General features: G+C 72.2%; 11 protein-coding genes and 1 pseudogene. 8 read left to right on the top strand and 4 right to left on the bottom strand.

The genetic code is table 11. The annotated features are described in order from the left end of the window. Positions 1-132 precede the first annotated feature (132 nt). From NV263_RS27030 to NV263_RS27005, 6 genes are all read left to right on the top strand, one after another. A complete protein-coding gene (locus NV263_RS27030; RefSeq protein WP_263249508.1) occupies positions 133-1278 on the top strand; it encodes a BMP family lipoprotein in 1146 nt (381 codons plus the stop codon). A 25-nt stretch (positions 1279-1303) separates the two neighbouring features. Then, positions 1304-2833, top strand: a complete 1530-nt coding sequence (locus NV263_RS27025; protein ID WP_263249507.1) for an ABC transporter ATP-binding protein — start codon at positions 1304-1306, stop codon at positions 2831-2833. After that, a complete protein-coding gene (locus NV263_RS27020) occupies positions 2830-3924 on the top strand; it encodes an ABC transporter permease (RefSeq protein ID WP_263249505.1) in 1095 nt (364 codons plus the stop codon). The genes NV263_RS27025 and NV263_RS27020 overlap by 4 nt, the downstream gene beginning before the upstream one ends. Beyond that, positions 3921-5195: an ABC transporter permease gene (locus NV263_RS27015; RefSeq protein WP_263249504.1), complete on the top strand. Its 1275-nt coding sequence runs from the start codon at positions 3921-3923 to the stop codon at positions 5193-5195. Before NV263_RS27020 ends, NV263_RS27015 begins: the two co-directional genes overlap by 4 nt. Next, entirely contained in the window at positions 5192-5569 is a 378-nt protein-coding gene (locus NV263_RS27010; RefSeq protein WP_263249502.1) for a cytidine deaminase, read from the top strand. The genes NV263_RS27015 and NV263_RS27010 overlap by 4 nt, the downstream gene beginning before the upstream one ends. A 97-nt stretch (positions 5570-5666) precedes the next feature. Further along, on the top strand, positions 5667-6977 hold the full coding sequence (locus tag NV263_RS27005) for a thymidine phosphorylase (RefSeq protein ID WP_263249501.1): 1311 nt from the start codon (positions 5667-5669) through the stop codon (positions 6975-6977). A gap of 69 nt (positions 6978-7046) precedes the next feature. Here NV263_RS27005 and NV263_RS27000 read toward each other — a convergent pair whose 3' ends face one another. Continuing rightward, positions 7047-8240: an apolipoprotein A1/A4/E family protein gene (locus NV263_RS27000; protein ID WP_263249500.1), complete on the bottom strand. Its 1194-nt coding sequence runs from the start codon at positions 8238-8240 to the stop codon at positions 7047-7049. Positions 8241-8556: 316 nt separating this feature from the next. Between NV263_RS27000 and NV263_RS26995 the strand changes: the two are divergent. Then, positions 8557-9285, top strand: a pseudogene (locus tag NV263_RS26995) (adenosine deaminase); the annotation flags it as partial. 109 nt (positions 9286-9394) lie between these two features. Here NV263_RS26995 and NV263_RS26990 read toward each other — a convergent pair. After that, the gene (locus tag NV263_RS26990; RefSeq protein WP_263249499.1) at positions 9395-10624 is read right to left on the bottom strand and encodes a primosomal protein; all 1230 of its coding nucleotides are present in this window, start codon (positions 10622-10624) and stop codon (positions 9395-9397) included. A 186-nt stretch (positions 10625-10810) separates the two neighbouring features. Here NV263_RS26990 and NV263_RS26985 point away from each other — a divergent pair, with 186 nt between their 5' ends. Beyond that, positions 10811-11392 carry an SMI1/KNR4 family protein gene (locus NV263_RS26985; protein ID WP_263249497.1) on the top strand — a complete coding sequence of 194 codons (582 nt, stop codon included), beginning with the start codon at positions 10811-10813 and terminating at the stop codon, positions 11390-11392. Here NV263_RS26985 and NV263_RS26980 read toward each other — a convergent pair whose 3' ends face one another. Beyond that, complete coding sequence (locus tag NV263_RS26980; RefSeq protein ID WP_263249496.1) at positions 11393-12265, bottom strand: aldehyde dehydrogenase family protein; 873 nt, start codon at positions 12263-12265, stop codon at positions 11393-11395. Continuing rightward, on the bottom strand, positions 12258-13694 hold the full coding sequence (locus tag NV263_RS26975; protein ID WP_263249495.1) for an aldehyde dehydrogenase family protein: 1437 nt from the start codon (positions 13692-13694) through the stop codon (positions 12258-12260). The genes NV263_RS26980 and NV263_RS26975 overlap by 8 nt, the downstream gene beginning before the upstream one ends. Between the last annotated feature and the right edge of the window lies 1 nt (position 13695).

Here is a 13695-nt window from a genome sequence, read left to right as displayed (position 1 = left end):
TGCGTCGCGCACCGGGCCAACAATTCACCGCGGTGAACACCATCGGGTGGAATTCGTCCGGTGCCGTGGTCTCCCGGGGGCCCGGGAGCGCGGCCGGGGGGCCGTGGCGGTACCTGGCGGAAGGGGAACGGCATGCGGGCTTCGGGTGCCGGACGATCGCGTCGCGCGGTGGCCGCGGTGGCCACCGCGCTGCTGGCCGGAGCGCTCGGCCTGACCGGGTGCGCCAAGGACATCGGGGGAGGCACCGCGGGTTCCGCGGGGCAGGGCTGCCGGCTCAACCCGCCCCCGGTGGTCACCGCGGGCGGTCCGGTGGTGCACCGGCCCGGACCGGCGCCGAACGCGGCGGCCATGAAGGTCGGGCTGGCCTTCGACATCGGCGGCCGGGGTGACGCGTCGTTCAACGACGCCTCGGTGGCGGGTCTGGAGCGCGCCAAGCGGGAGATGGGACTGGCCGAGGTCAAGGAGCTCGACGCGGGCGCGGGGGAACCCGAGGACGCCAAGCAGACCCGGTTGCGCCAGCTCGCCCAGGAGGGCTTCGACCCGGTCATCGCCGTCGGCTACGCCTACGCCGACGCGTTGAAGATCGTCGCTGCGCAGTTCCCGCGCACCCGCTTCGCGATCATCGACGAGGACCTGCGGGGCATTCCGAACGTCACACCGCTGGTGTTCGCCGAGGAGCAGGGCTCGTTCCTGGCCGGCGTGATCGCCGCGCACCGCACGAAGACCTGCCACATCGGCTTCGTCGGCGGAGTGCGCACCCCGCTGATCCAGAAGTTCGAGGCCGGTTACGCCGCGGGCGCCAAGGCGGCCGCGCCGGACATCCGGATCGACCGCGCGTACCTGACCCCGGCCGGCGATCCCAGCGGTTTCCAGGACCCCAACAAGGGCGCCGAGGTCGCGCAGGGCCAGCTCGACGGCGGGGTGGACGTGATCTACCACGCGGCCGGGGCGTCCGGGAAGGGCGTGTTCTCGTCGGTGAAGTCCGCGGGCGCCAAGGCCATCGGGGTGGACTCCGACCAGTACCGGCAGCCGTCGGTGGCCGACTACCGCGACGTGATCATCAGCTCGATGCTCAAGCGGGTCGACCTCGCGGTGTTCGACTACGTGGCCGCGGCGGCGCGCGGCGACCTGGCTTCGGTTCCGGAGAAGTTCGACCTGTCGCTCGACGGCGTCGGCTACTCGACGTCCGGCGGCATGATCGACGACCTGGTGCCCACTGTGGACGCTTACCGGGCGGCGATCGCGACCGGCCGGATCAAGGTCTCCGACCGGCCCTGACCGGTGCTCGCCGAGCGGGAGTCGCATGAATACCTCTGCAGCAGCCGGGACACCGGCCGTCGAACTGTCCGGCATCACCAAGACCTTCCCCGGCGTCGTGGCGAACTCCGACGTGAACCTGACCGTCCGGACCGGTGAGGTGCACGCGGTGTGCGGCGAGAACGGGGCGGGCAAGTCGACCCTGATGAAGATCCTCTACGGAATGCAGTCGCCGGACGCGGGCGCGGTCCGGATCGACGGCGAGCAGGTGCGGTTCCGGTCCCCGGCCGAGGCCATCCGCGCCGGCATCGGCATGGTGCACCAGCACTTCATGCTCGCCGACAACCTGACCGTCCTGGAGAACGTCGTGCTCGGCGCGGAACGCGCCCACGGCATCGGTGCGCGGGCCCGGCGACGGGTCCTCGCGCTGGCCGAGCAGGCCGGGTTCCGGGTGCGTCCGGACGCGCTCGTGGAACGGCTCGGCGTCGCCGACCGGCAGCGGGTGGAGATCCTCAAGGTGCTCTACCGGGGAGCGCGGATCGTCGTCCTCGACGAACCCACCGCGGTGCTGGTGCCGCAGGAGGTCGAGGAGCTGTTCACCACCCTGCGCACCATGCGCGAACAGGGATTCACGTTCCTGTTCATCTCGCACAAGCTCGACGAGGTGCTCGCCATCGCCGACACGGTCACCGTGCTGCGCCGGGGAACGACCGTCGGCACGGTCCCCGCAGGCGAGATCGGCTCCCGGCAGCTGGCCGAGCTGATGGTCGGCAGCGAACTCCCCGTCCCGGAGCACGGCGGCGCCACCGCCACCGACCGCGAGGTGCTCGTCGTGCGCGGGCTGTGCGCCTCCGAGAAGGACCGGCCGGTCCTGGTGGACGTCGACCTCGCGGTGCGCGCCGGGGAAGTCGTGGGCGTGGCCGGGGTGGAGGGCAACGGCCAGACCGAGCTGGTCGAGGCGATCATGGGCATGCGCCCGGCCGACGCGGGAACCGTGCGGCTCGGCGACCGGGACCTGACCCGGCTGTCCACGTTGGCCAGGCGCGAGGCGGGCATCGGCTACGTGCCCGAGGACCGGCACCGGCAGGGGCTGCTGCTGGACGAGTCGTTGTGGTTCAACCGGATCCTCGGCCACCAGACGCGACCACCCGTCGCCCGCGGCCGGTGGCTGGACCGGCGGGGCGCCCGCGAGGACACCCGGCGCATCGTGGCGCGGTTCGACGTCCGCACCCCGGGCGTCGACGTCGACGCGGCGGCGCTGTCCGGTGGCAACCAGCAGAAGCTCGTCGTCGGCCGCGAGCTGTCCGGTGACCCGGTGCTGCTGATCGCCGCGCATCCGACCCGCGGCGTGGACGTCGGCGCGCAGGCGGTCATCTGGGAGCACCTGCGCACCGCCCGGGCGGCCGGGCTGGCGGTGCTGCTGGTCTCGGCCGACCTGGACGAACTGATCGGCCTGTCCGACACGATCAGGGTCATGTACCGGGGCCGGGTGGTCGCCGACGCCGATCCGCGCACCGTCACCCCGGAGGAACTCGGCGCGGCCATGACCGGAGCACGAGGCGGTGAGGACCGGTGAGCACCTGGCGAGCACGGCTGCTGCCGCCCGCGTTGGCGATCGCCTTCTCCGCCGTGCTGTGCGCCGCGGTCCTGCTGGCCTCCGGCGCCGACCCGGTGGCCACGCTGGCGCAGCTGGTGACGCAGGTCGGGCGCGGCTCGACGGCGGTGGACATCGTCAACACCGCGGGGGCGTACTACCTGGTCGCGGTGGCCGCCGCGATCGGTTTCCGGATGAACCTGCTCAACATCGGCATCGAGGGCCAGTACCGGCTGGGCGCCTGCGCGGCGGCCATCGCGGGCGGCGCGATCAGTCTGCCGCCCGGGGTGCACGCGCTGGTCGTCGTCGTGGTGGGCGCGGCGGTCGGCGCCGCGTGGTGCGGCATCGCCGCGCTGCTGAAGGTCTACCGCGGGGTGTCCGAGGTGATCTCGACGATCATGCTCAACACCCTGGCGTTCGGCCTGATCGCCTACCTGACGCAGACCTTCGGCGTGCTGCGCGGCAACACCCAGGGGACCCGGATCATCCCCGAGTCCGGTTGGGTGCCGGGGATCCCGCTGGGCGGGGCGGGCACGGTCTTCGGCCTGGTGCTGCTGGCCGTGGTGGTCGGAATCGGTTACGCGGTGCTGCTGGACCGCACGCGCTACGGCTTCGAACTGCGCGCGTCCGGCCTGTCGCCGACGGCGGCCGCGGCGGGCGGGGTGAACCACCGGCGCATGGTGCTGTCGGTGATGCTGCTGTCCGGGGCGGTCGCCGGACTGGCCGGACTGCCCGAGATCCTCGGCCGGGACCACACGTTCACCATCACCTTCTCCGCCGGGTACGGCTACGCGGGACTGGCCATCGCGCTGCTCGGCCGCAACCACCCGGTGGGCGTCGCGTTCGGCGCGCTGCTGTGGTCCTTCCTGGACAAGAGTTCGCTGACGCTGGACGACATCGGCGTTCCCCGGGAGATCGTGACGATCCTGCAGGGCACGATCGTGCTGTCGGTGGTCGTCGCCTACGCCCTGGTGCGGCGCCGCGAGCTGGCGGCCGAGCAGCGGCGGGTCGGGCGCGCGACGGGGACCGCGGTCGCACCGGCCGCCGCGAGCACCGGAGGTGACCGGTCATGAGGACCGAGGTCAGGACCGGGACGGCGACCGGACGGCCGCAGCGCGCCCGGGGGCCGGTGCCCGGCTGGGCGCACGCCGCGCTGTGGGTGGTGGTCGGCGTGGTCGCGGTGTCCTTCGCCTCGTACCAGACGGGCCTGCCGCAGCTGACGTCCTCGGGGACCGTGCAGTCGGCGGTGCGGCTCGGCATCCCGATCCTGCTCGCCGGGCTGGGCGGCCTGTGGGCGGAGCGCGCGGGCGTCATCAACATCGGCCTGGAAGGCATGATGATCCTGGGCACCTGGGGTGGGGCCTGGGCGGGCTACCAGTGGGGTCCGGCGGCCGGGCTGCTCGCGGCGGCGGTGTTCGGCGCGCTGGGCGGGCTGGTGCACGCGGTGGCGACCGTGACCTTCGGCGTCAACCACATCGTGTCCGGGGTGGCGATCAACCTGCTCGGCGCGGGGACCGCGAAGTACCTGTCGACCCTGCTGTTCGAGCCGGTCTCGAAGAACCCGCGCGAGTCGCCGCCGGTGCCCAAGTTCGACACGTACTCGGCGCAACCGCTCGGGGCCTGGCTGCACGAGCTGGAGAACCTCCAGCGGGTGGGGATCTCCGACGTCGCGGGCGTGCTCGGTGGACTGGTGACCGGGGTGTCGCCGCTGACGATGCTGGCGTACCTGTCGGTGCCGGTCAGCTACCTGGTGCTGTGGCGGTCGCGGTTCGGGCTGCGGCTGCGCTCCTGCGGGGAGAACCCGATCGCGGCGGAGTCGCTCGGCGTCGCCGTCCACCGCTACAAGTACCTGGCCGTGGTGGTGTCCGGCACGCTGGCCGGGATCGGCGGTGCCGCGCTGATCCTGAACCCGGGCCAGGCCGGGTACCTGGAGAACCAGACCAACAACCGCGGCTACATCGGCCTCGCGGCGATGATCTTCGGCAACTGGCGGCCCGGCGGGCTGCTCGGCGGGGCGGCGCTGTTCGGCTACTCCGACGGACTCCAGTTGCGCAGCGGCGGGACCACCGTGCACGCCCTGCTGCTGGCCGCCGCGCTGGTGCTGCTGGTCGTCGCGGCGGCGCAGCTGTGGCGGCGCCGGAAGCTGGGCGCCGGGGTGGCGCTGGTCGCCGCCGCGGCGGTGCTCGCCGTGTACCTGGCGACCGACCAGCTCCCCGAGGAGATCACCGCCTACACCCCGCACCTGGTGACGCTGGTGGTTCTCGGCGCGGCTTCGCAACGCCTCCGACCACCCGCCGCGAACGGACTGCCCTACCGACGAGGCGAACAGGGAGCACGGGAGTGACCACAGTGGACTGGGAAGCGCTGCGCGCGGCGGCGGTGGAGGCCGCCGCCAACGCGTACTGCCCGTACTCGGGGCTGCGAGTGGGCGCGGCGGCGCTGTGCGACGACGGCAGGATCGTCGTCGGCTGCAACGTGGAGAACGGCTCGTACGGCCTGACGTTGTGCGCCGAGTGCACGATGGCGGGCCAGCTGCGGCTGACCGGCGGCGGCCGGTTCCGCGCGGTCGCGTGCCGCAGCGGCACCGGTGACCTCCTCATGCCGTGCGGTCGCTGCCGCCAGCTGCTGCACGAACTCGGCGGTCCGGACTGCCTGCTCGACACCCCCCGAGGCATCCGCCCGATGACCGAAGTCCTCCCGGACGCCTTCGAGCTGTGAAGGTCGTCGAAGATCACCCGTTCGGGGTGTATCTGTGCGGGGGTTCGCGGCCTCTTCATTGCAGGAAGCCGGTGCGGGCGAGTTCGAGGAGGACGAGATGCACACCGCGATCGACGTGATCCGCGCGAAGCGCGACGGCCGGGAGCTGTCCGGCGAGCAGATCGACTGGGTCGTCGACGCCTACACGCGGGGCCTGGTCGCCGAGGAGCAGATGTCGGCGCTGGCCATGGCGATCGTGCTGCGCGGCATGTCCGAAGTGGAGACCGCCCGCTGGACCGCGGCGATGGTCGCGTCGGGACGGCGGCTGGACCTGTCCGGCCTCCGGCGACCGACCGTGGACAAGCACTCCACCGGCGGGGTGGGGGACAAGATCACGCTGCCGTTGACGCCGCTGGTCGCCGCCTGCGGTGCCGCGGTTCCGCAGCTGTCCGGCCGCGGACTGGGGCATACCGGCGGGACCCTGGACAAGCTGGAGTCGATACCCGGCTGGCGAGCGCGGCTGTCCGGCGACGAGATCCGAGCCCGGCTCGACGACGTCGGCGCGGTGGTCTGCGCGGCCACCGAGGACATCGCGCCCGCGGACCGCAAGCTCTACGCGCTGCGGGACGTGACCGGCACGGTGGAGTCGGTTCCGCTCATCGCGAGTTCGATCATGAGCAAGAAGATCGCCGAAGGGGTCGGCTCGCTGGTGCTCGACGTCAAGTGCGGCTCGGGTGCGTTCATGAAGGACCTCGGCCGAGCCCGCGAGTTGGCGACCGCGCTGGTCGGCATCGGCAGCGCGAACGGGCTGCGCACGAGCGCGCTGATCACCCGCATGTCGGCGCCGCTGGGGCGCGCCGTCGGCAACGCGCTGGAAGTCGCCGAAGCGGTCGACGTGCTGCGCGGGGGCGGGCCTGCAGACGTGGTGGAGCTGACCGTGGCCCTGGCCCGGGAGATGCTCGCGCTGGCCGGTCTGTCCGATGTGGACCCCGCTGCGGCGCTGGCGGACGGCCGGGCCTACGAGACGTGGTGCCGGATGATCGCGGCGCAGGGCGGCGAGCCGGAGGCTCCGCTGTCGCGCGCGCCGCACGTGGACGTCGTCACCGCGCCGCGCGACGGGACGCTGCGGGAGCTGGACGCCTACGCGGTCGGTGTGGCCGCCTGGCGCCTCGGCGCCGGGCGTGCCCGCAAGGAGGACGCGGTCGAGCACAGCGCGGGCGTGCTGTGCCTGGCCAAACCGGGCGACCGCGTCGTCGAGGGCCAGCCGCTGCTCGAACTGCACACCGAACGACCGGAAACCGTCGAAGCCGCGGTGGCGGCGCTGGACGGCGCCTACGCGATCAGCGACGCCGACGCGGGGTCGACGCCGCTGGTGCTCGACAGAGTCGCGGACCGGGATCGTGCACCGGCATCGCCCTCGACGGGCTGAGAGCCCGCCCTCGAACTCCGGGGACCAGGTTCGAGGACGGGCTCGCCGGACCGGTGCACGTCCCGGGCGTCAGGCGCTTTCGGCGGTGTAGTCGTCGCCGTCGTCGGCCGGCAGCGCCTTCTCCGGGTCCCGCTTGGCGCTCTTGGAGCGGCTGCGGCGCTGCTGGCGCGGCAGGGTGGTGGGCGGTGGCGGGGACGACGGGGCACTGCCGCCGAGGATGAGCTCGGCGAAGGTGGCCATCGCCTCGTCCAGCTGACCGGCGTGCCGCCGCTCGCTCTCCTCGTTGGCCTGGCGGACCAGCGAGTTCAGCGCGTCGGCGTCCGGGCGCTCGGAGAGCGAGCCGCTGAGCTGCGACAGGTTCTTCGACAGGGTGCCGCCGAGCTCGCCGAGGCCGCTCTTGACGCCTTCCTCGACGGTCTCCAGGCGGGTGCTGAAGCCCTGCTCGACGGTGTCGATCCGGCCGTTGACGTTCTGCTCGACGCGGTCGAGGTTGCCGGCCACCTGGTCGACCCGGTCGGCGAGCTGCTCCAGCCGCTCGGCCAGCTTGTCCAGCCGGTCGGTCGGGTCCACGGCGGGCCGGGCGGCCAGCTCGTCGAGCCTGCCGTTGAGCTGGTCGCGGCTGGCGGACACCGCGTCGGCGAGGTTCTGCTGCACGCCGCCCGTCGACTCGGTGACGGCGCGCTGCAACGCCTCGCGGGTGCCGTCGAGGTGTTCGTGCACGCCCTCGTCGATCTCGGTGAAGCGACCGCGCAGGCTGGTCTCCAGCGAGTCGATGCGCTCCCGCACCGGCTCCTGGACCGCGCCCGGCAGCGCTTCGAGCCGCCCGTCCTGCTTGTCCAGGTGCAGGCCCAGCTCGTCGAGCCGCTTGTGGATGTGGCCCAGCTTGTCCTCCAGGCCGTCCATCCGACCGGAGACGCCGTCCATGTGGCCGGCCATCCCGTCGAGCCGCCCGTCCAGCTGCGCGAACGGCTTGGCGAGCTTGTCGACGAGCCCTTCGACGGCGCCCTTGAGCTCCAGGAGCGCACTGTCGTGCCCTTCGAGCTTGGCCAGTGCCTCGTCGAGTCGTTCGGCGAGGACGCTGACCTCGGTGCGGTCCGGCAGCTCGGACAATCGTTTCCGCACGGAGCCCAGCGACTCCAGCGGGGACAACCGCGCGTGGATCTCGTCCAGCGCGTCGAAGATCTGCTGCTGTTCGCTCTCGCGGATCTCAGCCGCACGCGTGAGCATGTTCCGCATGCGGTCGAACGACATGTTCTCGGTCACGGCTAGGGGCGTCCTTCGTCGAGGGGAGGGGAGGACTCCAGGAGCGTAGCTACTCGTTCGCGGCGTTCCCAGCCACCCCCCGATACTTTGCGTTATAGCGGTCCTTTCGCCAACGCCGTTCGGACGTTGCGGATTGGGCCGAACGGCCCAGTGGGCTCCCGTCCGAATGCTGCAAGCATCGTGAGATGCAGCCTTTCGGGTGACAATGGCCGATCCCGTTCGCGCCGTGCATTCCGTCCGCACGCCGTTGTCGCGCGCTTTTCGACGCCCGCGAAGTGCTCGCACGCGCCCTTGCGGGGCCGGTAGCGCGGGAGTCATGGCATCTCCGGTGAACTTGGCCACCGCGCGGTCGGCTCCCGAGCTGTTTCCTGCACGACCGCCTCGACGCGCGGCCGTCGAGTTGGCTCGCCGCACCGGGTGTCCGGCACTACCTACGACGACCCCGGTGAACTGGGGCGATGGTTCGCCGCGGCGCCGGCTCCGGTTCGCTGGAGCGCTACCTGGAGGCGTTCCCGCGCGCCGTCGGGGTGCCGCGGCGGCGCTGCACCGGGCCGCGGCCGAGTGCGCCGAGGGCCTGGCCGCGGGCGGGGTCGTCCACGCCGAAGTCCGCTAAGCACCGGAGTTGTTCGCCAGGAGCGGAGTTGGACGCTCGGCGGAATCGTGCAGTCGGTGCAAGAAGGTTTCCGCGAAGGGGAGCGACACGCCGAAACGAATGGAAAACGTATCCGAATCGGTACGTTGCTGTGCGCGATGCGGCGGAACGCCGGTCGGCGGAAATCGCCGAGTTCGCGGTGCGGCGCCGCGATGCCGAGGTTTCGGCATCGCGGGTCCGGAAGTCGGCTATCCGCCCACTCACGACCCGGACGCATTCGAATGCGTGCGGCGGCAGCACGCGCAATTCACGATTCACGCCGGTGAGGCGTTGCCGCCCCGGATCTGGGAGGCGATCCAGCACTGCGGGGCCGAACGCCTCGGGCACGGGGTGCGGGGCGTCGACGACCTGGGTCGACGACGGGGAGGTCCGCCCCCGGGGCGGCTGGCGTCCTGCGCTTCGACGAGCGCCCGCGGATCATCCAGGACGTCATCGAACCCGGCTACCCGGCGCTGGTGGGCTGACCTTCGCGAGCAGCGCGCCGGGCCGGCGGCGGGTGTCCTCAGTGGACGCGGAGGCGTGCCTCCAGGCCCTCGACCAGCTTGCGCCAAGTGGCGACCTCGGCGTCGAACGGCGCGCTCGGGGGCAGCCGGTTCGGGTCCGGCCGCAGCGCGAAGGAGACCAGCCAGCCCAGTCGTTCGGACGGTTGCAGCGCCGCCTCGACGGAGTCGTCCCCGGCCCAGGTCGCCGCGTCCAGCAGCAGTTCCTCGGCGAGGTCGAGCTGTGCGGGGTCCACTTCGGACGGACCGGCGGCGAGGTCGGCGTCCAGGCCGGTCAGCACGTAGGTGTTGTCCTCGTCGACGTCGACGGACAGCTCCCCGGCGGTGGCCTTGTCCCGCACCTCCGGCCAGGTGGACACCCGGGTGAGGTCGTTGCCCTCCAGCGCGCCCTCCTCGGCGAGGAAACGGGCCAGCGCGCGCGGCGAGGTGGTCACGTCGATCATGCCGTCCGAACCGAGGAAGACCGGATCGTCGTCGAGGTAGCAGCGCAGCGAGTAGTACTCGCCCTGGCTGGTGATGATCCGGATCGGGTCGATGCCCACTTCGCCCCAGAAGCCGGGTTCGACCTCCTCGATGTCGTCGACCTCGGCGGCCTCGGCGGTGGCGGGCTCGGTGTCCTCGGCCGCGGTCTCCAGCGCCTCGGCGAGTTCGGCTTCCGCGGTGGCCACCGCGTCCTCGGGCACCTCCGGGGTGGTCACGACGCCGTCGATGGCGTCGAGCAGCTCGTCCCACCGCTCTGCGACGACCTTGCACAGCTCGGTCCACCGCCGCTGGCCGTCCTTGCCGGAGAACGCCAGGGTGCCCTCGTGCAGCACGGCGAAGCCCGCCGCCGAGTCGAGCACCTCGTGCACCGCGTCCAGTTCGCAGACGTCGGCCAGCGAGCGGGCGATGTCCACGATGTCGGCGAGTTCGTTGATGGTCCAGGTGTCCGGCGGTTCGGCCACCAGCTCGGGCACGCCCACCAGGTCGTACTGGTGGTCCTCGTCCGGGTTGAGCTCCGCCGCCGACAGGCCCGGCACCACGTGCCAGGCCGGGTGGTCGTCGAGGTCGTGCTCGGTGGCGGTGCGGACGAAGGCGGCCAGCCGCGCGGCGTCCGGGAACGTGTAGAGGTCGTCGGAGAACCCGAGGAAGGCTTCCCACTCCTCGCCGTCCTCGTGCCAGCGCGGCGCCCACAGGGTGACGAGGTCGCCCTGCGGCAGCCCGAGCTCGATGGGGACGATGTCGTGCGCCATCTCTCTACCTCCGGTCACCGAACGAGACCTCGCGGAAGCCTACGGGGTCGGGGTGCACGCAGTGTGCCCCGGTCGCCTGCCACCGTATCGAGTCGGTGCGAGGCGACGTCGACCAGAACCCCCGGTGAACCGCGGGCTACCGGTTGGCGGTACCCGTCGGCGGCGCCGCGGACGATCATGATCGGAATGAATGTCACGGAGCTGTGGACGAAGATCGTGCTCTGGCTGACCGAGCACGCGCCGGTGACCGCGGCGGCGCTCCGTTCGCCCTCGCCCCCGCCCGACCTGGAGGGGCTGGAAGCCGAGTTCGGCCTGCGGTTGCCCGACGACCTGCGCGAGTGGTGGACGTGCTGCGGCGGCACCGACCCGGACGTGCTCGCCGACGTCCTGCCGCCGTTCTACACGCCCTACGGCGCGGCCGAGGCGCTGGCGGCCTGGCAGGACCACCGCAAGACGTGGACGACCCAGTGGGACCGCCCCGCGTGCGACTACTACGCCGGTTCGCCGGGGTCCAGCTACCACCCGGCGTGGATCCCGATCGCGGGGGACGGGTTCGCCGACGAACTGGTCGTCGACCTGCGGCCCGGCCCGCTGCACGGCTGCGTGCTGGAGTGGGAGCAGGAGTCGGCCCAGGTGCTCCGCCCGGAGTGGAGGGGCGTCGCGGCGATGCTCGCCGAGGTCCACCGGGCGTTGAGCGAGGGCGTTCCCGCCGGGCACAGCTACCCCACGGTCACCGAGGACGGCCGGATCGACTGGCAGATCCGCTGATCAGCTGCCCACCGGGTGCCAGACGGTCTTGACCTCGGTGAACGCGCGGAGCCGTTGCAGGTCGGGTTCCCTGGTCCAGTCCACCGGCGTGCGCACCGGCAGGACTCGTTTGACGGTGTCGGCGGCGGCGCGTTCGAGGTCGGCGCGCGATCCTTCCGACGCTCCGGTGAGGTCGAGCGCGTTGACGTCGGCGTGCGCGGCGAGCCAGGGCGCCAGTTCGTCGACCTGGCCGGTCAGCACGTTGACCACCCCGCCCGGGACGTCCGAGGTGGCCAGCACCTCGGCGAAGGTGATCGCCGGGAGCGGCCGGTCGCCGGAGGCGACGACCACGCACGCGTTGCCCGCCGCGATGACCGGGAGCACCACGCTCACCAGGCCGAGCAGCGCGGATTCCGGCGGCGCGAGCACCCCGACCACACCGGTCGGTTCCGGCACGCTGAACGAGAAGTACGGACCGGCGACCGGGTTCGCCGCCCCGAGCACCGTGGCGATCTTGTCGGTCCAGCCCGCGTACCACACCACGCGGTCCACCGAGAGGTCCACTGCGGACAACGCCTGTTCGCGGGAGACGCCCTCCGCGGCGGCGATCTCGGCGGCGAACTGCTCGCGCCGCCCTTCCAGCACCTCGGCGATGCGGAACAGCACCTGGCCGCGGTTGTAGGCGGTGGCCCCGGACCAGGGACCGAACGCCTTGCGCGCGGCCGCCACCGCGTCGCGGACGTCCTTGCGCGAGGCGTGCGCGGCGTTGGCGAGGAACGCGCCGTGCGCGTCGTGCACCGGGTAGACCCGGCCGGACTCGGAGCGCGGGAACGCCCCGCCGATGTAGAGCTTGTACGTCTTGGCCACGGCAAGCCGCTCCGGGGTGTCAGACATCGAGGTAGGCCTCCAGTCCTGCGCGACCGCCCTCGCGGCCGAAACCGGACTCCTGGTAGCCGCCGAAGGGGGCGGTCGGGTCGAAGCGGTTGAAGGTGTTCGCCCACACCACGCCCGCCCGCATGCGCTGCGCCGCCCACAGGATCCGGGAACCCTTGTCGGTCCAGATCCCGGCCGACAGGCCGTAGGGCGTGTTGTTGGCCTTGGCGACCGCCTCGTCAGGAGTGCGGAACGTCAGCACCGACAGGACCGGGCCGAAGATCTCCTCCCGCGCGATCCGCATGGACTGCTGGACGTCGGAGAACACCGTGGGAGCGAAGAAGAAACCCCGGTCGGGCAGCGGGCACGGGCTGGTCCACCGCTGGGCTCCCTCGGCGTCACCGCTGTTCGCCAGCTCGGTGATCCGGGCCAGCTGTTCGGCGGAGTTGACCGCGCCGACGTCGGTGTTCTTGTCCAGCGGGTCGCCGACTCGCAGCGCGGTGACGCGGGTCCGCAGCTTGTCCAGCAGCTCCTCGGCGACCGACTCCTGCACCAGCAGCCGGGACCCCGCGCAGCACACGTGCCCCTGGTTGAAGAAGATGCCGTTGACGATGCCCTCCACCGCCTGGTCGAGAGGGGCGTCGTCGAAGACGATGTTCGCGGCCTTGCCGCCGAGCTCCAGCGTCAACCGCTTGCCGGTGCCGGCCAGCGCGGCCTGGATCTGCTTGCCGACCTCGGTGGACCCGGTGAAGGCGACCTTGTCGACGCCCGGGTGGGACACCAGCGCGGCACCGACGTCCCCGGCGCCCGGCAGGATGTTGACCACCCCGGGCGGCAGCTCGGCCTGGCGGCAGATCTCGGCGAACACCAGCGCGGTCAGCGGCGTGGTCTCGGCGGGTTTGAGCACCACGGTGTTGCCGCAGGCCAGCGCGGGGGCGATCTTCCACGCCAGCATGAGCAGCGGGAAGTTCCACGGGATCACCTGCCCGGCCACCCCGACCGGTCGGGGATCGGGGCCGTACCCGGCGTGCCCGAGCTTGTCGGCCCACCCGGCGTGGTGGAAGAAGTGCGCGGCCGCGGTGGGCACGTCGGCGTCGCGCGACTCGCGGATCGGCTTGCCGTTGTCCAGCGTCTCCAGGACGGCCAGTTCCCGCGCCCGCTCCTGGATCAACCGGGCGATGCGGAACAGGTACTTGGCGCGTTCGGCGCCCGGCATTCGCGACCAGGTGTTCTCGAAGGCCCGCCGAGCCGCCCGCACTGCGGTGTCCACATCGGACTCACCAGCGGCGGCGACCTCGGCGAGCGTTTCCCCGGTGGCCGGGTTGGTGCTCTTGAGCGGTTCGCCGGAGCCGTCGACGAACTCGCCGTCGACGAACATCCGGTAGCTCGGCTTCAGGTTGGCGACCTCGCGCGACTCGGGCGCGGGCGCGTACTCCCAGGGGCTGGTCATG

Origin of the sequence: Saccharopolyspora rosea (assembly GCF_025643595.1) — a bacterium.
GTDB classification, from domain to species: domain Bacteria; phylum Actinomycetota; class Actinomycetes; order Mycobacteriales; family Pseudonocardiaceae; genus Saccharopolyspora; species Saccharopolyspora rosea.
The sequence above is the reverse complement of the archived record's forward strand: the minus strand, read 5'-3'. Positions and strand labels throughout refer to the sequence as shown.